Here is a 22,402-nt window from a genome sequence, read left to right on the forward strand (position 1 = left end):
CCGTCGTCACTCCGCCGACAGGCCGTTCTCGATCTCGTCGAACGCCGACTCCACGAGGTCGCCGATGCTGGGCTCGTCGCCCTCCTGCAGCACCCAGATGCGGATGGCCGTCTTCAGCACGGTCGCGGCGGCGCCGGCGAGGAGGCGCGGGTGCGCCTCGACCTCGGGATCGACGCCCAGGCGCTGGGCGATCGCGGCGCGCAGGGCATCCTCGAGCGCGTCGTACTGGGCCATGCGATACGGCAGGAGCGCGGGATGCTGCTCGAGGAGGCGCTCCTTCTCGCGCAGCGCCTCGAGCTGCTCGGGCGTCCACTCGCGGACGCGCTCGCTCATGAGCTCGCGCAGCGACGCGACGGGCGTCTCGTCGGAAGGCCGGGCGAGGAGCGCCTCGGCGAGGGCCTCGAGGTCGTCCTCGCCGGAGGCGACGATCGCAGCCTCCTTCGATGGAAAGTAGTTCGAGAGCGTGCGCGGCGACACGAAGGCTCGCTCGGCGATCTCCTCGACGAGCACGCTCTCGAGCCCCTGCTCGAGCGCGAGGCCGAACGCGGCGTCGGCGATCGTGCGACGCGTGTAGCGCTTCTTGCGCTCACGGAGCGTCGGGCGTCGGCGGGGCTCGCCACGATCGTCGGACATGGCGCATCACTCTAGCCCCGCGACCGAGGGGGACCTTGGGTGCCTGTCACCCTGTGGAGAACTGGTTCGACGCATCGAAGCATGCAGCACTTTCGGGGTGGTCTTGCAGCACTTTCTCAGACTTGAGGCCGTTTCACTTGCCATAGTCCTCGAATTGCGGGAGGCGCAAAAAGTCTCCACCAGAACTCTCCCGCAGCCGTGCGGCCAGGCACGGATCCGACCCGATAGGAACCCCTCATGTACGCAGCACTCCAGGCGGTCCGCGACCGCTTCTCGTCCACCGACCGCGGCGCCACCGCCGTCGAGTACGGCCTCCTCGTCGGCCTCATCGCCGTCGTCATCATCGGCGCGGTGTTCATCCTCGGCGGCACGCTGAGCGACATGTTCGGCGAGGTCAACACGAACCTCCTCAACCCGGGCGAGAACGCGCCCGCGGGCGACGGCAACTAGCCCGCCCACACCGACGGATGCGGTGGCGAGCTGATGCTCGCCACCGCATCGTCGGTCGACGGCGGAGGCCTGCCATGCGACTCCTGCGAGGCCGACGCGACCGCGGTGCCGCCGCGGTCGAGTTCGCCATCATCCTCCCGCTGCTCGCCGCGCTGACCCTCGGCATCCTCGCCTTCGGCCACGCGTTCCACGTGCAGACGGTGCTCGACAACGCCGCTCGCGAGGGCGTGCGCGTCGCAGCGCTCACGACCGGCTCGACGCGCATCGCCGCGGCGCAGCAGGCCGCGATCGACTCGGCGTCGCCGTCGATCGCGCTCACGCGCTCCCAGGTCGTGGTGACTCCCGCGACCTGCGCGGGCGGAGCGAACGCCCGCGTGACCATCACCGTGCCCCAGCTGCCGCTCCTCGGCGGCATCGGCACCATCCGGCTCTCAGGGACGGGGACCATGCGATGCCAAGGCTGACCAGGCTGCGCACCATGCGCCGCGACCGCGGCGCCGTGTCGGTGTGGGTCGCGGTGCTCATGATCCCGCTGCTCGTCGTCGCGGCGCTCGGCATCGACGTGGGTGCGATGCACGCCGACCAGCAGCGGCTGCAGACCGGCGCCGACGCCGCGGCGCTCGCGGTCGCACAGCAGTGCGCCGTGCGCAGCTGCACGACGGCGACCGCAGCGGCGACCGCGCAGGAGCTCGCCACGGCGAACGCCCCCATGGCCGACGCGGCGAGCGCACGGATCGACGACCTGCAGCCCGGCTGGGTCGAGGTGTCGACGTCGTCGGAGCGCGACCACTGGTTCGCACCGGTCATGGGCATCGACGAGACGGACCTCGGCGCCTCGTCCGCCGCCGCGTGGGGCTACCCCACGGGTGGCTCCGCGGTGCTCCCGTTCGCGCTGTCCTGGTGCGAGCTCGCGGTGCAGGCCGGGCTGCCGCCCATCCGCGATGCCCAAGGGCGCATCATCGGCATCCAGATCCCGGCGGCGGGGAAGACGGTCACGGTCCTCGCGACCAAGACGTCGGGCACCGGCTGCACGGGCCCGAGCGGTCTCGCGGTGCCCGGTGGCTTCGGATGGCTCGAGCCGACGGAGGGCTGCGGCTCGACCGTGACGGACATCGACAGCTGGGCGCAGTCCGACACCGGGAACACGCCCCCGCACGGCTGCAGCCCCAGCATGTTCCAGCAGTGGATCGGCCAGACGGTGTTCATCCCCGTCTTCGACTCCACGAACGGGCGCGGTGGCAACAACGCCGCCTACGGGATCTTCGGCTACGTCGCCTTCCGCTTCGAGGGCTACTACTTCGCCGGCCAGTACGACGACGGCAACCGGCCGTGCGACCAGAACGAGCGGTGCATCCGCGGCACCTTCCTGCGCTACGCCGACCTCGACTCCGACTTCGACTTCTCCTGGAACGGACCGCAGATGGGCGCCTCCATCGTGCAGCTGCGACTGCCCGAGCAGGGACGCGTCTGATGCGCCGCATCCTCATCGTCGCCCTCGCGCTCGTCCTCGCCATCGTCGGCGGCGTCCTCACCTTCTCCTATGCGGCCGGCGCGGACGCGCGAGCCATGGCCGGCATGCAGCCGACGACCGTGCTCGTCGTCGCCGAGCCCATCGCGCAGGGCACGCCGGCCGAGGAGCTCCCCGGGCTCCTCACGACCGCCGAGGTGCCTGCGAGCGCCGTCGTGCCCGGTGCGCTCACCGACCTCTCGACGCTCGAGGGCACCGTCGCGAGCACCGACCTCGAGCCCGGCGAGCAGCTGCTCGCCAGCAGGTTCGCGGCGCCGGATGCGCTCGGCGGTGCCGTCGAGGTGCCCGAGGGCCTCCTCCTCATGTCGATCGAGCTCGAGCCGCGCCGTGTCATCGGCGGCGACCTCCAGCCGGGCGACCGCATCGCGGTCTTCGTCTCGGAGGGCGGCGAGGGGGCACCGGAGGCGACGCGGCTCCTGCAGCGCGACGTGCTCGTCGTCGACGTCGCCGGCGGTGCGACCGTCGCGGTCGACGAGGCGGGCGTGCAGACCGAGCAGCCTGCCAGCCCGTCGGTCATGGTGACCGTCGCGGTCGACCCGACCGCATCCCAGCAGCTCGTCTTCTCGATCGAGTACGAGATCGTCTACCTCTCGCTCGAGTCGGACACGGCTCCGAAGGACGACCTCGCGCTCCTCACGGATGTGATCGGCCAGTGAGCAACGTCCTCGTCGTCACCGACGCGCCCGACGTGCACGCCCGCGTGCACGACGCGGCCGGCGGCGCCTGCGTGGCGGTGCCCGCGCATCCGCTGCCCGCCGAGCCCCGGCATCTGCTGGCGCTCACCGGGTCGACGATCGTGCCCGACGTCGTCGTCATCGACGCGACCCGGGCGGCGGCCGAGTCGATCGCGCTCGCCGCTCGCATCGACCGCGAGCTGCCCGCCACGGGCGTCGTGCTGCTCGGCGATCCCTTCGAGCTCTCCGTCGAGGCGATGCGCGCCGGCGTGCGCGACGTGCTCCCGCCCGAGTCGCCCGCCGACGAGCTGCGTGCCACGTTCGCCCGCGTCGGCGAAGCCGTGGGCCTGCGCGTCGCAGCGCCCGCCGCCGTCGACCAGCGACCCGTGCTGCTGCAGGCGCCGGGCCGCGTGCTCTCGGTGCTCTCGCCGAAGGGGGGAGCAGGCAAGACGACGATCTCGACGAACCTCGCGGTGGCGCTCGCCGCCGACGAGCCGGGCTCCGTCGTGCTCGTCGACCTCGACCTGCAGTTCGGCGACGTCGCGACGGCCCTCGGCATCGACCCCGAGTACACGCTCGACGACGTCGTGCGCGGCACGGCGCTCGCCGACCCCATCGCGATGAAGTCGCACCTCGCGCAGCATCCCTCCGGGCTCTCGGTGCTCTGCGCACCCGAGTCGCCCGCAGCGGCCGAGCGCATCGGCCCCGAGCAGGTCGCCGCGCTGCTCGCCGCCCTGTCGCGGCAGTTCGCGCACGTCGTCGTCGACACCCCTCCCGGTCTCGACGCCACGACGCTCGCGGCGCTCGACCACACGACCGATCCGCTGCTGCTCACCACCTTCGACGTCCCCGGTGCGCGCGGGCTCGCGAAGGAGATGACGGCGCTGCGGGAGCTCGGGATGCTCACGCATGCCAGGCAGGTCGTGCTCAACTTCTCGAACCCCGGCTCGGGCCTGTCGGTGAAGGACGTCGAGGCGACCATCCAGTCGAAGGTCGACCTCACGATCCCGCACTCGAAGGCTGCGACGGCGGCGATGAACCTCGGCGAGCCCCTCGTGCTCGCGAAGCCGCGCGACCCCGTCGCGAAGCAGGTGCGCACCCTCGCCGGCTACTACCGTGCTGCCGAGCAGCGCCGCGCGAGCGGCAGGCACAGGGCAGCCGTATGAGCGGCCTCGCCTCCCGGCTCGCCGCCGCTCGCGGCGAGAGCGAGCCCACGCCTCCCGTCGCCGCCGCGCCGGCCGCGCCCGTCGTGCCCCCGCCCGTCCTCCCGCCCCGGCCGGAGCCCGCCGCCGCGCCGAGCGTCGGCGTCGCCGTGGCCGACGAGCGGCCCGACCTCGGCGAGTCCGACGGCCTCCAGCGCGTGAAGGAGCGCGCGGCGACCGCGCTCTTCGCGCGCATCGGCGCCCGCCTCAACGACCCCACGCTCGGTGAGGACCAGCTGCACGCGCTCGTGCGCGACGAGCTCGGCGCCGTCGTCGAGGACGAGCAGGCGCCGCTCACGCACGACGAGCGGCAGCGGCTCATGCTGGAGGTGCGCGACGACGTGCTGGGCCTCGGCCCGCTGCAGCGACTGCTCGACGACGAGTCGATCACCGAGATCATGGTCAACGGACCCGACACCGTGTACGTCGAGCACCGAGGGCGCCTCACGCGCTCGTCGACGCGCTTCACGTCGGAGGAGCACCTGCGGCGCATCATCGAGCGCATCGTCACGCGCGTGGGCCGCCGCATCGACGAGTCGTCGCCGATGGTGGATGCGCGGCTCGAGGACGGCTCGCGCGTCAACGCCGTCATCCCGCCGCTCGCGTTCTCGGGCTCGACCCTCACGATCCGCAAGTTCGCGAAGGACCCGTTCAAGGTCCACGACCTCATCGGATTCGGCACGCTCACGCCGCAGATGGCCGACTTCCTGCACGGCTGCGTCGAGGCCAAGCTCAACGTCATCGTCTCCGGCGGCACGGGCACGGGCAAGACGACGCTGCTCAACGTCCTCTCCTCCTTCATCCCCGACGAGGACCGCATCATCACGATCGAGGACGCCGTCGAGCTGCAGCTGCAGCAGGATCACGTCGTGCGCCTCGAGTCGCGGCCGCCGAACGTCGAGGGCAAGGGCGAGATCACGATCCGCGACCTCGTGCGCAACAGCCTCCGCATGCGGCCCGACCGCATCGTCGTCGGCGAGGTGCGCGGCGGCGAGACGCTCGACATGCTGCAGGCGATGAACACGGGCCACGACGGCTCGCTGTCGACCGTGCACGCGAACTCGCCGCGCGACGCGATCGCGCGCCTCGAGACGCTCGTGCTCATGGCGGGCATGGATCTGCCGCTGCGCGCCATCCGCGAGCAGATCGCCTCCGCCGTCGACGTCATCGTGCAGCTGTCGCGACTGCGCGACGGCACGCGCCGCATCACGGCCGTCACCGAGGTGCAGGGCATGGAGGGCGAGACCGTCGTCATGCAGGACGCCTTCGTCTTCGACTTCGCGGCGGGCGTCGACGAGCACGGTCGCTTCCGCGGCGCGCCCATCGCGACGGGCGTGCGCCCGCGCTTCGTCGAGCGGTTCGAGGATCACGGCATCCGACTGCCCGACGGCATCTTCGACCCGCCGATGCGACGATGACGCCCGCGATGATCGGCGCCGGCATCGTGGTGCTCGGCATCGCGATCGCGCTCCTCGCGGTGCTGCAGCCCACGCGGACGCGGCTGCCGAGAGACCGCCGCCGCCCCGCCGTCCGCGAGGGGGAGGGGGCGCTCTCGGGTGCCGCCGACGTCGCGAGCTCGGTGATGGCCCGCGTCATCCGCTCCCGCGCCTCCGGGCTCGCCCGCAGCCTCGACCTCGCAGGACTGCGCATGCGGCCGCAGGACTTCGCCGTGCTCGTCGTCGTCGGCGCCGTGGTGCTCGTGGCCATCGGCGTGGTGCTGGGCCGCGGCCTCCTCGCCATCCCCATGGGAGCGAGCGCCGTCGGCTTCGCCTACGGGTTCGTGCGCTTCCGCATCGCGAAGCGGCGCAAGGCCTTCGCGGGGCAGCTCGGATCGACGATGCAGCTCATGTCGTCGAGCCTGCGCGCCGGCCAGAGCATGATGCAGGCGCTCCAGTCGGTCGCCCGGGAGTCGGACGAGCCGACCGCGGGCGAGCTCACCCGCGTCGTGAACGAGACGCGCGTCGGCCGCCCCATCGTCGACTCGCTCGAGGAGGCTGCCGATCGGATGGAGAGCGTCGACTTCCGCTGGGCGACGCAGGCGATCGCCATCAACCGCGAGGTGGGCGGCAGCCTCTCCGACGTGCTCGACGGCGTCGCGGGCACCATCCGCGAGCGCGACCAGATCCGCAGGCACGTCTCGGCGCTCAGCGCCGAGGGCAGGCTCTCCGCCGTCATCCTCATGGGCCTGCCCGTCGTCGTCGCGCTCTTCCTCGTCTTCACGAACGCGTCGTACCTGTCGCCGTTCGTCGAGCACCCCCTCGGGCCGATCCTGCTCGGGCTGTGCGGACTGCTGATGCTCGTCGGCGGCATCTGGCTGAAGAAGACCGTGGAGATCAGGTTCTGATGCCCGTCACGCTCATCGCCGGCGCCGCCATGATCGCGCTCGCGCTCGCGATCGTCGTCGCAGCGCTCGCCACGAGCGTGCAGCCCGAGCGCTCCCGCATGGTGGCGAACCTGCGCCGCGGCGGCATCGCGGTCGTCGCCGAGGCGCCGGCTCGCCCGAGCAGGAGGGAGCAGCCCCTCGTCGTGCGGCTGACGCCCGCACCCCTCGTCGCCATCCTCGATCAGCAGCACGCGCGCGCCGGGCGGCCCGCCGGGTGGGCGCTGCACCGCATCCTCACGCTCAAGGCCATCTGGCTGCCGTCGGCGCTCGCGGTGACGGCGATCGTCGCGGCGCTGCGCCCGCATCCGGGCATCGTGCTGCTGCTCGTGCTCGTGACGGTCGTCGGCTACTTCGTGCCCGACCTGCTGCTGCTCGGCCGCGGGCAGGAGCGCGACCAGGCCATCCAGCGCGAGCTCGCCGACACCCTCGACCAGATGCTCATCGCCGTCGACGCCGGGCTCGGCTTCGACTCCGCGATGTCGCGCGTCGCCTCGAACGGCTCGGGCTCGCTGAGCGAGGAGCTCACGCGCACGCTGCAGGACGTGCGGATGGGTCGCTCGCGCCGCGAGGCGTTCGCCGACCTCGCCGAGCGCACGCGCGTCGCCGACCTGCGGCAGTTCGTGCGCGCCATCCTGCAGGCCGACGCGTACGGCATCTCCGTGAGCGACGTGCTGCGCACGCAGGCGAGCGAGATGCGCCTCAAGCGGCGGATGCGCGCCGAGGAGCAGGCGCAGAAGGTGCCCGTGAAGGTGCTCATGCCCCTCATGCTCTGCATCCTGCCCGTGCTGTTCATCGTCGTGATGGCGCCCGCGGCGCTCAACATGATCGCGGCGTTCAGCGGGCTGTAGCGCGCGCTCTCGCGCTCGCGCGCCGCTCCCTCGCCGCGCGTTCTCCGCTCCCTCGACCCCGCCCGTCCACGCCGACTGGGCACTCGATGCGCGCGAGCGGGCACTCGATGCTCTTCCCGGGGCCGAGATGCAGCATCGAGTGCCCACTCATCGGCGGGGGACGCGCGTCAAGCCCGCTCGCACCCGCCCGCCGCATCCGTACCGTGGAGGGGATGCCTCGACAGATCCTGTGGTTCCGCCGCGACCTGCGGCTCGGCGATCACCCCGCGCTCGGCGCCGCCGCGGCCGAGGGCGACGTGCTGCCCGTCTTCGTCGTCGACCCGTCGCTGCTCGCCTCGGCGGGCGACGTGCGCCGCGCCGCGCTCGCCGACGCGCTCGCGCACCTGCGCCGCGCGACCGACGGCGCCCTCGTCGTGCGCACGGGCGACCCCGCCCGCATCCTGCCCGAGCTCGCGCGCGAGGTCGACGCATCGGCCGTGCACGTCAGCGCCGAGCCCTTCCCCTACGGGCGCCGCCGCGACGACCGCGTGCGCGAGACGCTCGCCACCGGCGACGTCGCGCTCGTCGAGACCGGCAGCCCCTACGCCGTGACGCCCGGGCGCGTGCGCAACGGATCCGGCGAGCGCTACAAGGTGTTCACGCCGTTCTCGCGGTCGTGGCTCGAGCACGGATGGCGTGCGCCGGCCGACGATCCGGAGCGGCTGCGCTGGGTGCGCTCGGTCGAGTCGGATGCGCTGCCGACCGCGCCCGAGCTCGACGCCGACATCCCCGCGATCTCCGAGGAGTCCGCCCACGAGCGCTGGCACGCCTTCCTCGACGACGACCTCGACGACTACGACGAGGGCCGCAACCTGCCCGGCGACGACACGACGAGTCGCATGTCGGCGCACCTCAAGTGGGGCACGATCCATCCGCGCACGATGCTCGCCGACCTCGAGCACCGCGCCCGCGGTCGCACGGGCGCGCGGCTCACGAGCCTGCTGCGCTACCGCACCGAGCTCGCGTGGCGCGAGTTCTACGCCGACGTGCTGTGGCACGCGCCGCACAGCGACTGGCGCGACCTCACCGACGCGCTCGCCGGCATGCAGTACGACGAGCCCGGTGAGGCGTTCGCAGCCTGGCAGGCCGGCCGCACGGGGTTCCCGATGGTGGATGCGGGCATGCGGCAGCTGCTCGCCGAGGGGTGGATGCACAACCGCGTGCGGATGCTGACGGCGTCGTTCCTCGTGAAGGACCTCCATGTGTGGTGGCCGCACGGCGCCCGGCACTTCCTCGACCACCTCGTCGACGGCGACATCGCATCCAACAACCACGGCTGGCAGTGGACGGCGGGCACCGGCACCGACGCCGCCCCCTACTTCCGCGTCTTCAACCCCGTGCTGCAGGGGCAGCGCTTCGACCCGAGCGGCGAGTACGTGCGGCGGTGGGTGCCCGAGCTGCGCCACGTCGGCGGCGGAGCGGTGCACGAGCCGTGGAAGGTCGCCGACGCGTACGACCACGGCTACCCCCAGCGCATCCTCGACCACAAGGAGGAGCGCGCCGAGGCGCTCGACCGGCTGGCGGCGACGAAGCGCTGACCTACGAGCGAGTGGGCAGAAGATGTCGTCGATCGGGGCGATTCGCGACATCTGCTGCCCGTTCGGCGACAGGGAGTGCCCAGTCGGGGCGCGTGGTGGATGCGGGGCGCGCGGATGGATGCGGGGCGCGCGGATGCGGGGCGCGCGGACGCGGAGCGCTCGCGACGCGACGACGCCCCGCCACCCGCGAGCGAGCGGGTGACGGGGCGTCGGGCGGAGCGTGCCGCAGCGGTCAGCGCACGGGCGCCCGCCGGATGAGCAGCATCCACGCTGCGGCGGCGACGCCGGCGACGAGCACGATCACGCCCATCCACCCGATCCACGGCACGTCGCCGACGGCGATGAAGAGCCGCTCCATCATGCCGGGCACGACCATGGCGATCGAGATGCCAAGGAACGGCACGAGGGCGATCGACGTGATGGCGATCCACAGGCCGCGCTGCCCCCAGCGGAGGTAGACGGTCGAGATCGCCGCGCCCACGAACATCGCCATGAGCAGCAGCAGGAATGTCTGCACGAGCGTCTGCCACCAGTCGCCCGTGCCGACGTAGACGACGTCGAACATGCGGATGCGGAGGCCGAAGCCCTCGGTCGCCTGCTCGATCGCCTTCGCGATCGTGATGACGACGGTGAACATCGCCGCGAGGAGCGCGAAGACGGCGACGGTGCCGCCCGCGAACTCGCGCCGGGTGATGCCGAGGCCGAGCGAGAGCGGGAAGATCTGCAGCATCGCCGTGAAGCCGAAGCCCATCAGCGGGCCGAGGATCGACCAGATCGCGCCGTTCCAGCGCATCCCCTCGCGCATGGCGTCGAGGTCGGAGGGGGCGTCGACGCTGAGGTTGGCGACGACGCCGATGGCGAGGACGACCGCCAGGGCGATCGCGAGGATGATGAACGGCAGCACGAAGGTGTTGAAGCGCTGCTGCGTGTGCAGCTTGACGACGGAGGCGGTGCGAGACATGGCCGGTGCTCCTCTCAGGCGCTCGCCGCGGCGAGCTCGGGGGTGCGGGTGAGGTGCACGACGAGCGCCTGCAGCGAGACGGGGCTCGTCGTGAGGTCGAGCTCGGCGAGCTGGGCGCGAGCCGCAGCGTCGAGGCGCCCGATGACGGTCGCGTTCGCGAGGCCGCCCATGCGCTGCTGCGCGACGACCTCGCGGCCGGCGACGAAGCGGTCGATCGCGTCGGCGCGACCCGAGACGTCGTAGGCGCGACCGCGCAGGTCGTCGGCGTCGGCGTCGATGAGCACGGAGCCCTCGTCGATGACGACGACGTGCTCGAGCAGGTTCGCGACCTCGTCGATGAGGTGCGTCGACAGCACGATCGTGCGCGGATGCTCGGCGAAGTCGGCCAGCAGGTGGTCGTAGAACAGCTGCCTCGCGACGGCGTCGAGGCCGAGGTACGGCTCGTCGAAGAACGTGACCTCGGCGCGGGATGCGAGCCCCACGACGATGCCGATCGCCGAGAGCTGCCCGCGCGACAGCTTCTTGATCTGCCGATCGATCGGCAGCCGGAAGTCGTCGATGAGCCTGCGCTCGAGGGCGGCATCCCATGCGGGGTGCAGCGTGCGGGCGACGGCGAGCACGTCCTGCGCGCGGAACCCGTCCGGGTACCGCTGCGACTCCTGGATGAAGCAGGTGCGCGAGAGCACGTCGGCGTTCTCGAACGGATGCGCGCCGAGCACGCGCATGTCGCCGCTCGTCGCGACGAGCTGGCCGGTGAGCAGCTGCATGAGCGTGGTCTTGCCGGCGCCGTTGCGGCCGAGCAGGGCGTGGATGCGGTCGGGCTCGAGCGCGATCGACACGTCGTCGAGCGCGCGCACGCCCTTCGGGTAGTGCTTCGAGAGACCCGTGGTCTCGATGACGGCGGTCATGCCGACTCCTCCTGGATGATGTGCGCGAGCTGCGCCGGCGTGATGCCGAGCTTGGCTGCCTCGCGCAGCATGGGTGCGATGAACTCGTGGGTGAATGCGCGCGTCCTCGCCTCGACGAGGCGGTCGCGGGCTCCGGTGGCGACGAACATGCCGATCCCTCGCTTCTTGTAGAGCACGCCGTCGTCGACGAGCAGGTTGAGCCCCTTGCCCGCGGTGGCGGGGTTGATGCGCAGGAACTGCGCGAGCTCGTTCGTCGAGGGCACGGCGGTCTCCTCGGGGTAGGTGCCGTCGAGGATGTCGTTCGAGAGCTGCTCCGCGATCTGCTGGAACAGGGGCTTCCCGTCATCGAGCATGTGCTCGTCCTCTCGGGTGGATGGATGGGGAGGATGTGCGCACATCCCGCTCGGCGTCGCGGTGCGCATCCGCTCGGCCTCGCTGGTTCATTACTCGACTAATGAACCACAGAACCTGCAGGGGCGCAAGGGTGCGCTCGAGGTCGCCGGGACGTCGTGGGTGCGGGCAGCGGACGCGCGCGGGCGCGACGACGCGGCGGCGGCTGGCCGTGCAGATCGACGAGTGGTGCCGGGCGCGCTGGGCGGTGTCGGTCGGCCCGAGGGTGCAGGCGGTCGGCCCGGTGGATGCAGGCCGGCCCGGCGGGCGCCGGCCGGCTCGGCGGGCGCAGGCCGGCTCGGCGGGTGCTAGCCGGCTCGGCGGGTGCTAGCGGTCGGCGTGCTCGGGCGGCCAGACGACGCGGAAGCGCTCGAGCACGATCTCGTCGGACTCGCGCCACTCGCCACCGCGCGCTGCCGCCGTGCGCTGCCAGTAGCGGCGATGCCCCTCGCGCCATGCCTCGAGCGAGCCGTCGTCCTCCGCCTCGTCGGCGGCGAAGCCCGCGTCGACCGAGGGGAAGTCGGCGAGTCGCAGCTCGGTCGACCGGATGACGATGCGCGGCACCCCGCGCCCGTCGCACGCGATCCAGTGCGAGCCGATGCGCGGCATCCGGTCGCCGCGGGCCAGGAACTCGGCGACGAGCTCGGCCGTCGCGCGCTTGGCGCCCGACAGCACGAGCGCGAGCAGCTCGTCGGCGAGCGCCTCGCCGTCGCCGAAGTGCTCGACGGTGTGCTCGTCGGATGCGGCGACCGCCTCGGGATGCGCCGCGGCGTACGCGGCCCACATCGCGGCGGCGGCCTCGAGGTCGGGCTCGCCGACGGGTGCGCGGTGCTCGTCCATCGTCCCGATCCTCGCAGGTGCGACGACGGCTCGCCTGCGCGCGTCGGCTCCGCGCGGCGGCTCAGCGACCCGGCTCAGCGCACGGGCGTCGCGGCGCGGGGGTGCGCGAACGCACGTGCCACGGCGCTCGCGATCCGCTCGAGCGGACCCTTCGCGTGCATCCGCGCGAGCACGGCGCCGACCAGCAGCGATCCGGCGACGTGCACGGCGAGGATGCCGAACCCCGAGACGAACCAGGGCTCGGTGGCCGCGCCGACGCCCGTGAACGCCCACGCGACCGACGCCGCGAGCAGCGCGCACACATGCAGGGCGTAGATGGTGAAGGGCGCGGCGCCCGCGGCGCGCACCGGGGCGAGCGCACGGAGCAGCGGGGCACCGGGCGGCAGCAGCGCCACGAGCGCGCCGACGACCGCGACGCCGACGCCGACGCCGCGCGCGACGTCGCCGATCGTGCCCGTGTGCGGGATCGACGTCGCCTGCCACCACCACGACGCATCGGGGGGCGTGCCCGTGCCGTAGCGCAGCAGCCACGGCAGCATGTCGGTGAGGTCGCGCGACGCGGCCCACGCGTCGGCCTCGGCCGCCATCACCCGCTCCGACACCAGGATCGCGGCGACGGCCACGAGCGTGCCGGCGGCGAGCATCCCGAGCCCGCGCAGCCGCGCCGAGCGGGGCGACGATGCCGCGAGCACCGCGCGGGCGACGAGGATGCCGACGGCGAGCATCGCGACCCAGGTGACCGCCGGGTACTCGCCCGTCGCGAGCAGGTCGACGGGGGCGGCGAGCGGCGAGCCCTCGAGGGCATCGCCCATGGGCAGCACGCCGTCGCCGAAGCGCCACTGCCGCACGGCGAGGGCGAGCTGCGAGCCGCCGAGCCACAGCGCCACCGCCACTGCTCCGACCACCCAGGACGGCGCGAGCAGCAGCGGTGCCGCGACGACCATCGCGAACGCGAGGTAGTTGAGCACGACGTAGACGGGCGGCATGCACGCCGCGAGCACGACGCCGACCGCGCCGACGACGATCGCGCGCCCGAGCACGGCCCGCAGCGCCGCCGTGCGACGCCCGTCGGCGAGCAGCGAGCGCGACGCGAGCACGAGGCTCACCCCCGCGAGCACGGCGAAGAGCGACGACGCGTTGCCGTTCGCCCCCGCGAGCACGACGTCGGCGGCGCGAGCCTCGGCATCCGTGGCGCCCGTCCACGACCCCGCGACCGACGACAGCAGGTGCGCGCTCATCATGCCGACGATCGCGAGCCACCGCGCGAGGTCGATCGCGACGACCCGTCCCGCGGATGCGGTGCGCGGCACGTGCGCGGCGGATGCGGTCATGCGTCGATCATGCATCCTCGGCCCATGCGCCGCCCCTGCCCCCGGTGCGCCCACCGAGCCTCGTGAGGTTCTCGGCCGCTTGTGAGGTGCAAGGCGGCCGAGAGCCACCCAACGGATCGGAGGGGGGCGAACGGAGGGAGGTTCTCGGCCCTTCCTGACATCAGGGAGGGCCGAGAACCTCAGATCGTGCGGGCGCGGACGATCAGCGCAGCGCCTCGCGCAGCTTCACGGGCTTGCCGGTGCGCAGCAGCGAGCGCTCGTACACGCGGCCCGCGATCGTCACCACGAGCGCCGTCGTCGCGAGCACGATGCCGAACGACAGCAGCCCCTCCCACCACTGCATCTCGCCGAGGTAGGCGCGCATCGGCACGGCCACGGGCGCCGAGAACGGCACGAACGACATGATCTGCAGCGCCACCGGGTTCGAGTTGAACAGGATGATCGCGAAGTACGGCAGCATCACGAGCATCATGATGGGCGTCGTCGTCGAGCCGAGATCCTCCGACCGCGACACCATCGCCGCCGCCGCCGCGAACAGCGACGCCATGAGCACGAAGCCCACGGTGAACAGGCCCACGAACCATGCGATCGGCGCACCGAGCCCATCCAGGATCACCGCGTTGTCGGTCACGGCCCCGCCGATGAGCACCACCGCCGCGATGAGCGCGATCTGCACGAACGCCAGCAGCGAGTTGCCGATGATCTTGCCCGCCAGCAGCGCCTTCGCGGGCACCGACGCCAGCAGGATCTCGACGATGCGGGTCTGCTTCTCCTCCACCACGGAGCCGGCGATGCCGTAGCCGAACGACATCGACGCCATCATGAACACGAGCCCGAAGCCGAGGCTGATGATGTAGAGGATGCCCGGGTTCGGCGCCGTCGGGTCGAGCAGCTCGATCTCGGGCGAGAGCGACAGGGCGGCCACCAGCGACTCGGGCGTCTCGCGCTCGCCGAGCACGAGGATGCCGGAGGGCGAGTCGGAGGGCAGCACGGCCGCGTCGACCTCCTCGGACGCGACGAGCTCGCGCGCCTCGTCCTCGCTGGAGACGACGGTCACCTCGGTGTCGTCGAGGCCCTCGACCGCCTCCTCCGTCGCGGCGACGACGGCGACGGTCGTCGTCGACTGGAAGAGCTGCGGCCCCACCGACGAGAAGATCACGGCGGCGAGCGCGCCGAGCAGCACGATCGCTGCCGAGATGACGTACGCCTTCGAGCGCAGGTTCACCATGATCTCGCGCTGCGCGACGATGCCGACCGCCCGCCAGAACGGCACGCGGCTCGCGCCGTGCACGTACGGGGTGGTGGATGCGGTGGGGGTGCTCATCGGACGACCTCCTGGAAGATCTCGGTCAGTGGCCTCGTGACGGGGGCGAACGCGCGCACGCCGCCGCGCTCCACCGCCTGCTGCAGCACGCGGTCGGCGGCCGCGTCGTCGGCGGCGGCGAAGCGCACCTCGCCGCCTGCGAGGTCGACGACCTCGACGCCCACCGCATCCCGCACCCAGCCGGCGTCGCCCGTGGTGACGAGCCGCCACTCGGGGCGGGTGTGCGCGGCGCGGATCTCGTCGCGCGTGCCTGCGGCGCGCACTCGACCGTCGCCGATGATGACGAGCTCGTCGCACAGGCGCTCGACGACGTCGAGCTGGTGGCTCGAGAACAGCACGGGCGCGCCGGTGCGGGCGACGTCGCGCAGCACCTCGAGCGTCGTCTCGACCGCCATCGGGTCGAGGCCCGAGAACGGCTCGTCGAGCACGAGCGCCGCCGGGTCGTGCACGAGGGCCGCGGCGATCTGCGCACGCTGCTGGTTGCCGAGGCTCAGCGACTCGAGCGTGTCGTGGTGGCGGTCGCCGAGCCCGAGGCGCTCGAGCAGGTCGAGCGCGCGGCGCTTCGCCGTGGCGGCGTCGATGCCGTGGAGGCGCGCGAGGTACACGAGCTGCTCGTCGATCGGCATCTTCGGGTAGAGGCCGCGCTCCTCGGGCATGTAGCCGATGCGGGCGCGGTAGTCGGCCGTCATCGGGGCGCCATCGACCTCGACCGTGCCGGCCGACGGGTCGAGCACGCCGAGGATGATGCGCATCGTCGTCGTCTTGCCGGCGCCGTTCGCGCCGACGAAGCCGGTCATGCGGCCGGGATGGATGTCGAACGACACGTCGTGCAGCACCTGGACGGCGCCGAACGAGCGGTCGATGCCTCGAAGTCGGATCATGCCCTCGACGCTACGGGCGCCGGGAAGCCGGCGGATCCGGCGACGGGTGGATTCGGGGCTCCGCCGAGCGGGTGAGAGCGGTGGGTGGGGGCCTGCGAGATGCGCAGCGCAGCGAGCGGGTGTCGCCCCTCGGCGCGTGCCGCGCCCACCCCCCCCCGCTCGACTCGGCGAGCGCGTGACGCGCCTATGCGGGATGCACCCCGTAGACGAGCGTGACGTGCCCGGAGCCGTGCTGCTCGACCTCCCGCAGCGTCAGGCGACGCGTGCCGAGCGACGCGGGCGTGAAGCCCCGCCCCGAGCCGACGAGCACCGGCACGATGCGCAGCCGCAGCTCGTCGACCAGCCCTGCCTCGAGCAGCGCGTCGGCGAGGTCGAGGCTGCCCCACACCACGGTCGACCCGTAGCGCTCGCGCATGGAGCGCGCTGCCGCGACCGGGCCGTCGCGCAGCACCTCGATCTCGCCGTCGCCCCACGGCGCGCGCTCGATCGTCGACGACACGACGTGCTTCGGCAGCCGCGAGATCGGGTCGGCGACCGCCTCCGCCCCGAAGTCGGCCATCGGCCAGTAGGCGGCGAACATCTCGTACGTCGTGCGCCCGAGCAGGACGGCGTCGACCGTCTCGAGCCATCGCAGCTGCGTCGAATCGGTGCGGTCGTCGTCGTGGTGGTCGACGGCGTCGAAGAACGCGAGGTCGCCGCCCGGGCCGACCGCGAATCCGTCGGCCGAGACGATCTGCTCGACGGTGATCGTGCCCATCCCGGCGTCGTCCGGCATCGGTCGTCCTCTCTCCCAGGTGCGGCGCTGCGCGCTCGCGTCAGTCGGCGGTGGGCGCCGACCCGGCACCCGCCTGCACCACCCCGTGCTCGTACGCCCAGATGACGGCGTGGATGCGGTCGCGGATGCCGAGCTTCATCAGCACGTTCGACACGTGCGTCTTCACCGTCGCCTCCCCGACGTAGAGGCGCTCGGCGATCTCGCCGTTCGAGTGGCCGCGCGCGAGCAGCATGAGCGTCTCGCGCTCGCGATCGGTGAGGGTGTCGAGCTCGGGGGCGTCGGGGATGACGGCGGCCGCGTCTGGCGCGGCGAAGCGCTCGATGACGCGACGCGTGACCGCGGGCGCGAGCAGCGCATCCCCGCGCGCGAGGGCGTGGATGGCGTCGATGAGGTGCTCGGGCTCGGCGGTCTTCAGCAGGAAGCCCGACGCGCCCGCCCGCAGCGCCTCGAAGAGGAAGTCGTCGCGGTCGAAGGTCGTCAGCATGAGCACGGATGCGCCCGAGTCGCTCGCGCAGATCTCGCGCGTCGCCTCGAGGCCGTCGAGCACGGGCATCTGCACGTCCATGCAGATGACGTCGGGTCGCAGGGCCGCGGCCTTCGCGATCGCGTCGCGGCCGTCGGCCGCCTCGCCCACGACCTCGAACCCCGGCTCGGTCTCGAGGATCGTGCGGAAGCCGACGCGCACGAGCGCCTGGTCGTCGACGAGCAGGATGCGGGTCACTCGGGGCTCCTCGTGGGGGTCGTCTGCGGGGTGGGGGCGTCGGCGCGTGATGTCCTGGCGTCGGCCGCGGCGCTCGCCTCGGCGGTCTCGACGCGCTCGGCGGCGATCGCGGCTGCGATGGACGAGGCCGCGTCGCGCCGCGGGTCGCGGGGCGTCGCGCTCGCAGCGTCGTCGCTCGGCGCCGCCGTGACGCGAGCGGGCAGCGTCGCCCGCACGAGCCATCCGCCGCTCGCACGCGGACCCGTCTCGACCGTGCCGCCGACGGCGGCGACGCGCTCCCGCATGCCCGTGAGGCCCATGCCGGTGCCGAGCGCGCGGGCGGGGGCGCCGTGCCCGTCGTCGGAGACCTCGACCTCGACGACGTCACCGCGGTAGCGCAGTCGCGCGTCGACGTGCGCCGTGGGGCCTGCGTGCTTGCGGGCGTTCGTCAGCGACTCCTGCAGCACCCGCACGAGCGTGAGCTCGGCCATCGGCGAGATCGGCATCGGCTCGCCGACGACCTGGTAGTCGACGATCTGCCCGGCGTCCTGCGCGGTCGCGAGCAGCCCATCCACGTCGGCGAGGGTCGGCATGGGGCCGTCGCCGTCGCCGTCGCTGCGGAGCGCGACGACCATGGTGCGCAGCTCGGCGATCGCATCGCGCGCCGACTGCTCGACGTTGCGCAACGCGTGCTCGGCGCGGTCGGCGTCGGTGCGCAGGGTGCGGCGGGCGGCACCCGCCTGGATGCCCATCGCCGAGACATGATGCGCCACGACGTCGTGGAGCTCGCGGGCGATGCGCACGCGCTCCAGCGTCACGGCCTGCTCGGCGAGCCGATCGCGCTGGGAGACGATCTCGGCGTGCGCATCCTCGAGCTCCTCCTGCTCGAGCGCGCGCGTGTACGCCCGGTCGCCGAAGACCCACGCGCCGCCGAAGTAGGCGACGTTGATGAAGGTCTGGATGAGCATCGTCGCGACGATCGCGGTCGTCGCCGGCTCGTCGACGAGCACCGTGACGAACGCCCATCCCAGCCACCCCGCCATGCCGATCACGACGACGAGTCGCACCCAGAACGCGCGGCGGCGGTTCGGATCCCAGGCGCCGACCGTGTAGAACGCCAGGAACATGATGATCTGCGACACGGTGAGCTCGACGATGCCGAGCTGCCCGAACACGACGTAGAGCGCGCACGTCGCGATGGCGGTCGCCCACGGCCACACGCGCCGCACGGCGAGCGGCGCGGCCATCGCGACCGACGTGAGCACGAAGACCCAGCCGGGCACGTCCTCCCGCACCATGAGGTACTGCGCGAGCGCCCCGAGCACGCCCACGACGGCGCTGACGAGGCCGAGCACGGCGGCGACGATGACGTCGTTGCGCAGCTCGGTCTTCGTCGGGCGGCGACGGGTGGCGGGCATGCGCTCCAGGGTAGGCGCGGTCGGTGGGAGGCGCCTCAGTCGGATGGGGGAGGGCTGGGTGGGTCGTCTCGCCACGGATGTACCTCGACGACGACGACGTCGACCTGGTCGCCAACGAGCCGATGCCAGATTCGCCCTCCCGCCTCATCGACGCTCCAGTTCACCGGCGTTGTCTCGACGGCAATCCATGTACCTGAAGGATCACCGCATAGGAGATCCCGGGCGTGCGCCACAATCCGATCGTGCTGCGATGACGTGCCAGACACGAGGACATGCGCGAATGGGGTGAGGGGCGTCGCTTCGAGCGGCTCGCCCCACGCATCCCACCTATCGGTCGCGAGCACTGCCCGACTCGATCGCAGCTCGATCCAGAGCCGAGGAAGGTCGCGCCAGGTGACGCCGAGGTGCAGGAGTGTGTCGCGCATAGCCGGAAGATTGTCCGGTGCCTCCGACGGCTGCAGCTCACGCTGTGGACAACGCCACGGTGTGCGAGCTGTTGAGGATCAACCGAAGGGTCCGTGAGAAGCTGCAATCGTGTCCGACCGATACATCCGCTTCGAGCGTCAATCGATGACAGATGCTGAGCGAGCGGAAACAGTTGTCGTCCAGCGGCATGCCGACGCGCTTCGTACCTACCTCGAAGGCCACCCAGAAGAGATCGCGCGTGCGCACATACACAACGCGGGCTCGACATCAGTCCAGGCGTTGGTGGCTTCTGCGCTCGAACCTCGCGGCTTTCGGAGCGAAGTCCCGATGAGGGGCGCGGGCGCCTACGTCGGCGGAGCAACGGTTGATCTCGTGCTCGAACTGTCCGACAGTCGCGGGATCTTCGTCGAGGTCGAACGCGGTGGGACCATCACGAACAATCACGACCTCAAGGACTTCTGGAAGACGCACATCGCTTCGAACGCGCACCACCTCTTCCTCGTGGTCCCCATGGCCAACTGGTCTCGGTCGGGGGCCGTCCGAGAGAAGCCCTTCCGTCGGATGCCGGCGCGGTTCAGCGCCTTCTTCCAAGGTGACAAGCGCGAAGTCGACGTGCTGAGCCTCCACGTCTTCGGTTACGGCTCCGAGACGGCCTTGGCTGAACAGGATGCCGCTTCGGCGCAGGCGGAGTCGGCTTCAACGCTCGCCGTCGAGAACCTCGCCTAGCTCCCCACCAGCCCCACGATCTCGCCCGCCACGTCCTCCACGTCCGAGTAGCCGTCGAACGCGCGGTCGGGCTCGGCCTCGCGCTCCTCGGCCGAGACGAGCGCCTTCACGCGGATGACGTGCGTCGTCGCCGGGGTCGCGCGCAGCGCGTGGCCCACGGCGGCGAGCCATGTCTCGGCCGCAGCCTTCAGCGCCACATAGGAGGCGTTGCCTGCCGTCGGGCGCTCGAGGCCCGTCGTCGAGACGATGACGATGCGGCCCGCCGTCGACTCGCCGATCGCGGGGGCGAAGGCTCGCGTCGTGTGGCGCAGGGTGCCGACGACGCGCGCCTCGAGCCAGTCCCAATCCTCGTCCGACTGGCCTGCCAGGCCGCCGCCTCCGCGCCATCCGCCCACGAGGTGCACCAGCGCATCCACCTCGCCGACCGACTCCGCGAGGGTCGACACCGCGTCCCACGACGTGAGGTCGCAGACGAGGCGGTCGTCGGCATCCACGGCGTCGAGCCGCGCTGCCGACGAGCCGACGGCGATCACGTGGTGGCCCGCCGCCCGGGCCTGCGCCGCGGTGGCGCGGCCGAGGGCGCTGGATGCTCCGGCGATGAGGATGCGCATGCGCCCAGTCTGCCGAACCAGCGGTGTCCGGTGCAGGCTCCACCGGTTGGACTGGTCGCTCGTTGTGGGGATCGGTCGCTCGTTGGAACAACCAGTGACCACCGTGGCCCAACGAGTGACCACCGTGGCCCAACGAGTGACCAGTCAGGCCAACGCGTGACCAGTCAGGCCAACGAGTGACCAGTCAGGCCAACGAGTGACCAGTCAGCCCAACGAGTGACCAGTCAGCCCAACGAGTGACCAGTCAGGGCCGAAGCGTCACGCCTCCGACGCGGGGCGCCGGCCGAGCGCCTCCTGGGCCGCCGCCTCGTCCTCGGCGCGCATCCGCTCCCACTGCTCCTGCCGCAGCGCGCCGCGATGCACGAGCACCGCCGAGATGCCCATGAGGATGAGCCACGCCACGATCGGGTAGACCGCGAGCCGCTCGATGCCGCCGACGCCGAGCCCCAGGTCGGCGCCGGGCACGGTGGGCTCGAGCAGCAGGCCGACGAGGCCCACCAGCCCCACCGCCGCGAGCGCGATCGACAGCGTGCCGAGCCCCCGCCAACGCCGCACCAGCATGCCGATGCCGGCCGCGAGCATCCACACGAGACCGCCCGCGATCGCGAGCGAGGCGCCCACGCCGTGCAGCGCGCCGCGCACCGCATCGCCACCCAGGGTCTCGGCGATCGATCCGGGGAAGACGCCGACGAGCACCATCCCCACGCCGTAGAGCACGCCGAGCACAGCCGCGATGCGACGCCATGCGCCGGGCAGCAGCCACGCGAGCTGCCACACGGCGATGAGCGCGATCACGCCCTGCAGCACGAACGCCGCATCCATCAGCAGCCACTGCGGCGAGCACACGACGCGATCGTCGAGCACGAGGCACTCGGGCACGCCGAGGTCCGAGATGTAGTTGTCGCCGAACGAGTACGGCGCAGCCACCCACTCGGCCGCCACGACCTGCTCGGCGATGAGGTACTGCACGGTCGCGACGAGGGCGACGCCGCCGCGCGCGACGCGCCGGTCGGTGAGGGCGGGTGCGGATGCGGTCACCCGACCAGCCTGGCACGCGCGCAGACGGGCGGATGCGCGGCCAGGGAGCGCGACGACCGGTCGCGACGCATGCACGCGAGGGCACCGCATCCCCACCGCACCTGCCGCCGCAGGTCCCCACACCACGACACCCCCACACCCACCCGATGGATCGACGCACCACTGGCGCCGCATCGGTTCGAGGGGTAGGCAGGGAGGATGCGACCGAAGCCCATCCCTCCCAAGCCCGGCCAGGAGTCCGTCTGGGACTACCCGCGCCCACCTCGGCTCGAGCGCGCAGGCGTGCACATCGTGGTGCGTCTCGCGGGCACGGTCGTCGCCGAGACCGACGACGCCCTGCGGGTGCTCGAGACGAGCCATCCGCCCACCTACTACCTGCCGGAGGCGGCGTTCGCGCCCGGCGCGCTCGTGCCTGCGGAGGGCGCGAGCATGTGCGAGTGGAAGGGGCGCGCCGCGTACGCCGACGTGCACGCGCTCGGCCACACCGTGAAGCGCGCCGCGTGGACGTATCCCGAGCCCCGCCACCCGTTCGAGACGATCGTCGGCCACTGGGCGGTCATGCCAGGCAAGCCGCTCGTGTGCACCGTCGACGGCGAGGAGGTCGTGCCGCAGGAGGGCGGCTTCTACGGCGGGTGGATCACGTCGAAGGTCGCCGGACCGTTCAAGGGCATCCCGGGCTCGATGGGCTGGTAGCCGAGCGCCCCGCCACGCGCACGCCGAGCCGTGTGCGCGGCGCATGCGGCGGGAACGACGAACGGGGGTGCGGGCCGAAGCCCGC

General features: G+C 72.4%; 24 protein-coding genes. 11 read left to right on the top strand and 13 right to left on the bottom strand.

All coding sequences use genetic code 11. The features are described 5' to 3' along the window. Positions 1 to 6: 6 nt before the first annotated feature. Positions 7 to 633 (bottom strand): TetR family transcriptional regulator, encoded by a 627-nt coding sequence (locus ACFQPP_RS03955; protein ID WP_376915221.1) that lies wholly within the window; start codon positions 631 to 633, stop codon positions 7 to 9. A 237-nt stretch (positions 634 to 870) separates the two neighbouring features. Between ACFQPP_RS03955 and ACFQPP_RS03960 the strand changes: the two genes are divergently transcribed. The 9 genes from ACFQPP_RS03960 to ACFQPP_RS04000 all read left to right on the top strand — a co-directional run bounded on the left by ACFQPP_RS03960 (position 871) and on the right by ACFQPP_RS04000 (position 9,295). Then, entirely contained in the window at positions 871 to 1,083 is a 213-nt protein-coding gene (locus ACFQPP_RS03960) for a Flp family type IVb pilin (RefSeq protein ID WP_376915222.1), read from the top strand. A gap of 74 nt (positions 1,084 to 1,157) precedes the next feature. After that, positions 1,158 to 1,547, top strand: coding sequence for a TadE family protein (locus ACFQPP_RS03965; protein ID WP_376915224.1), 390 nt, complete (start codon positions 1,158 to 1,160; stop codon positions 1,545 to 1,547). Between the two features lie 14 nt (positions 1,548 to 1,561). Then, the gene (locus ACFQPP_RS03970) at positions 1,562 to 2,554 is read left to right on the top strand and encodes a Tad domain-containing protein (RefSeq protein WP_376915225.1); all 993 of its coding nucleotides are present in this window, start codon (positions 1,562 to 1,564) and stop codon (positions 2,552 to 2,554) included. Then, positions 2,554 to 3,267 carry a Flp pilus assembly protein CpaB gene (locus tag ACFQPP_RS03975; protein WP_376915226.1) on the top strand — a complete coding sequence of 238 codons (714 nt, stop codon included), beginning with the start codon at positions 2,554 to 2,556 and terminating at the stop codon, positions 3,265 to 3,267. Before ACFQPP_RS03970 ends, ACFQPP_RS03975 begins: the two co-directional genes overlap by 1 nt. Further along, positions 3,264 to 4,451, top strand: a complete 1,188-nt coding sequence (locus tag ACFQPP_RS03980; protein ID WP_376915227.1) for a CpaE family protein — start codon at positions 3,264 to 3,266, stop codon at positions 4,449 to 4,451. The genes ACFQPP_RS03975 and ACFQPP_RS03980 overlap by 4 nt, the downstream gene beginning before the upstream one ends. Next, entirely contained in the window at positions 4,448 to 5,905 is a 1,458-nt protein-coding gene (locus tag ACFQPP_RS03985; protein WP_376915228.1) for a CpaF family protein, read from the top strand. Before ACFQPP_RS03980 ends, ACFQPP_RS03985 begins: the two co-directional genes overlap by 4 nt. Next, the gene (locus ACFQPP_RS03990; protein WP_376915229.1) at positions 5,902 to 6,831 is read left to right on the top strand and encodes a type II secretion system F family protein; all 930 of its coding nucleotides are present in this window, start codon (positions 5,902 to 5,904) and stop codon (positions 6,829 to 6,831) included. Before ACFQPP_RS03985 ends, ACFQPP_RS03990 begins: the two co-directional genes overlap by 4 nt. Then, positions 6,831 to 7,718 carry a type II secretion system F family protein gene (locus tag ACFQPP_RS03995; protein WP_376915230.1) on the top strand — a complete coding sequence of 296 codons (888 nt, stop codon included), beginning with the start codon at positions 6,831 to 6,833 and terminating at the stop codon, positions 7,716 to 7,718. The genes ACFQPP_RS03990 and ACFQPP_RS03995 overlap by 1 nt, the downstream gene beginning before the upstream one ends. A gap of 212 nt (positions 7,719 to 7,930) precedes the next feature. After that, complete coding sequence (locus tag ACFQPP_RS04000; protein ID WP_376915231.1) at positions 7,931 to 9,295, top strand: cryptochrome/photolyase family protein; 1,365 nt, start codon at positions 7,931 to 7,933, stop codon at positions 9,293 to 9,295. Between the two features lie 232 nt (positions 9,296 to 9,527). Here the strand turns inward: ACFQPP_RS04000 and ACFQPP_RS04005 are convergent, their stop codons facing one another. The 10 genes from ACFQPP_RS04005 to ACFQPP_RS04050 all read right to left on the bottom strand — a co-directional run bounded on the left by ACFQPP_RS04005 (position 9,528) and on the right by ACFQPP_RS04050 (position 18,823). Continuing rightward, on the bottom strand, positions 9,528 to 10,256 hold the full coding sequence (locus ACFQPP_RS04005) for a hypothetical protein (RefSeq protein WP_376915232.1): 729 nt from the start codon (positions 10,254 to 10,256) through the stop codon (positions 9,528 to 9,530). Between the two features lie 14 nt (positions 10,257 to 10,270). Then, entirely contained in the window at positions 10,271 to 11,164 is an 894-nt protein-coding gene (locus ACFQPP_RS04010) for an ABC transporter ATP-binding protein (protein ID WP_376915233.1), read from the bottom strand. Further along, entirely contained in the window at positions 11,161 to 11,517 is a 357-nt protein-coding gene (locus tag ACFQPP_RS04015; RefSeq protein ID WP_376915234.1) for a GntR family transcriptional regulator, read from the bottom strand. Before ACFQPP_RS04015 ends, ACFQPP_RS04010 begins: the two co-directional genes overlap by 4 nt. A 364-nt stretch (positions 11,518 to 11,881) precedes the next feature. Continuing rightward, the gene (locus ACFQPP_RS04020) at positions 11,882 to 12,394 is read right to left on the bottom strand and encodes an ASCH domain-containing protein (protein WP_376915235.1); all 513 of its coding nucleotides are present in this window, start codon (positions 12,392 to 12,394) and stop codon (positions 11,882 to 11,884) included. 74 nt (positions 12,395 to 12,468) lie between these two features. After that, the gene (locus tag ACFQPP_RS04025; protein ID WP_376915236.1) at positions 12,469 to 13,725 is read right to left on the bottom strand and encodes a heparan-alpha-glucosaminide N-acetyltransferase domain-containing protein; all 1,257 of its coding nucleotides are present in this window, start codon (positions 13,723 to 13,725) and stop codon (positions 12,469 to 12,471) included. Positions 13,726 to 13,927: 202 nt separating this feature from the next. Further along, entirely contained in the window at positions 13,928 to 15,049 is a 1,122-nt protein-coding gene (locus ACFQPP_RS04030) for an ABC transporter permease (RefSeq protein WP_376915237.1), read from the bottom strand. Then, positions 15,046 to 15,930: an ABC transporter ATP-binding protein gene (locus ACFQPP_RS04035; RefSeq protein ID WP_376915238.1), complete on the bottom strand. Its 885-nt coding sequence runs from the start codon at positions 15,928 to 15,930 to the stop codon at positions 15,046 to 15,048. The genes ACFQPP_RS04030 and ACFQPP_RS04035 overlap by 4 nt, the downstream gene beginning before the upstream one ends. 184 nt (positions 15,931 to 16,114) lie before the next feature. Further along, complete coding sequence (locus ACFQPP_RS04040; RefSeq protein WP_376915239.1) at positions 16,115 to 16,705, bottom strand: dihydrofolate reductase family protein; 591 nt, start codon at positions 16,703 to 16,705, stop codon at positions 16,115 to 16,117. A gap of 40 nt (positions 16,706 to 16,745) precedes the next feature. Further along, entirely contained in the window at positions 16,746 to 17,426 is a 681-nt protein-coding gene (locus tag ACFQPP_RS04045) for a response regulator (protein WP_376915240.1), read from the bottom strand. Beyond that, positions 17,423 to 18,823: a histidine kinase gene (locus tag ACFQPP_RS04050; protein WP_376915241.1), complete on the bottom strand. Its 1,401-nt coding sequence runs from the start codon at positions 18,821 to 18,823 to the stop codon at positions 17,423 to 17,425. The genes ACFQPP_RS04045 and ACFQPP_RS04050 overlap by 4 nt, the downstream gene beginning before the upstream one ends. A 534-nt stretch (positions 18,824 to 19,357) precedes the next feature. On the opposite strand from ACFQPP_RS04050, the gene ACFQPP_RS04055 reads away from it, so the two are divergent. Then, on the top strand, positions 19,358 to 19,975 hold the full coding sequence (locus ACFQPP_RS04055; RefSeq protein WP_376915242.1) for a hypothetical protein: 618 nt from the start codon (positions 19,358 to 19,360) through the stop codon (positions 19,973 to 19,975). Here ACFQPP_RS04055 and ACFQPP_RS04060 read toward each other — a convergent pair. Both ACFQPP_RS04060 and ACFQPP_RS04065 read right to left on the bottom strand, forming a co-directional pair. After that, the gene (locus ACFQPP_RS04060) at positions 19,972 to 20,586 is read right to left on the bottom strand and encodes an SDR family NAD(P)-dependent oxidoreductase (RefSeq protein WP_376915243.1); all 615 of its coding nucleotides are present in this window, start codon (positions 20,584 to 20,586) and stop codon (positions 19,972 to 19,974) included. The genes ACFQPP_RS04055 and ACFQPP_RS04060 overlap by 4 nt on opposite strands. 258 nt (positions 20,587 to 20,844) lie before the next feature. After that, the gene (locus ACFQPP_RS04065) at positions 20,845 to 21,624 is read right to left on the bottom strand and encodes a DUF998 domain-containing protein (RefSeq protein WP_376915244.1); all 780 of its coding nucleotides are present in this window, start codon (positions 21,622 to 21,624) and stop codon (positions 20,845 to 20,847) included. A 198-nt stretch (positions 21,625 to 21,822) separates the two neighbouring features. Here ACFQPP_RS04065 and ACFQPP_RS04070 point away from each other — a divergent pair, with 198 nt between their 5' ends. Next, positions 21,823 to 22,317 carry a DUF427 domain-containing protein gene (locus tag ACFQPP_RS04070; protein ID WP_376915245.1) on the top strand — a complete coding sequence of 165 codons (495 nt, stop codon included), beginning with the start codon at positions 21,823 to 21,825 and terminating at the stop codon, positions 22,315 to 22,317. Positions 22,318 to 22,402: the final 85 nt, after the last annotated feature.

It is taken from the genome of Agrococcus sp. GCM10030265 (assembly GCF_042666675.1).
In the GTDB taxonomy this organism is placed as follows: domain Bacteria; phylum Actinomycetota; class Actinomycetes; order Actinomycetales; family Microbacteriaceae; genus Agrococcus.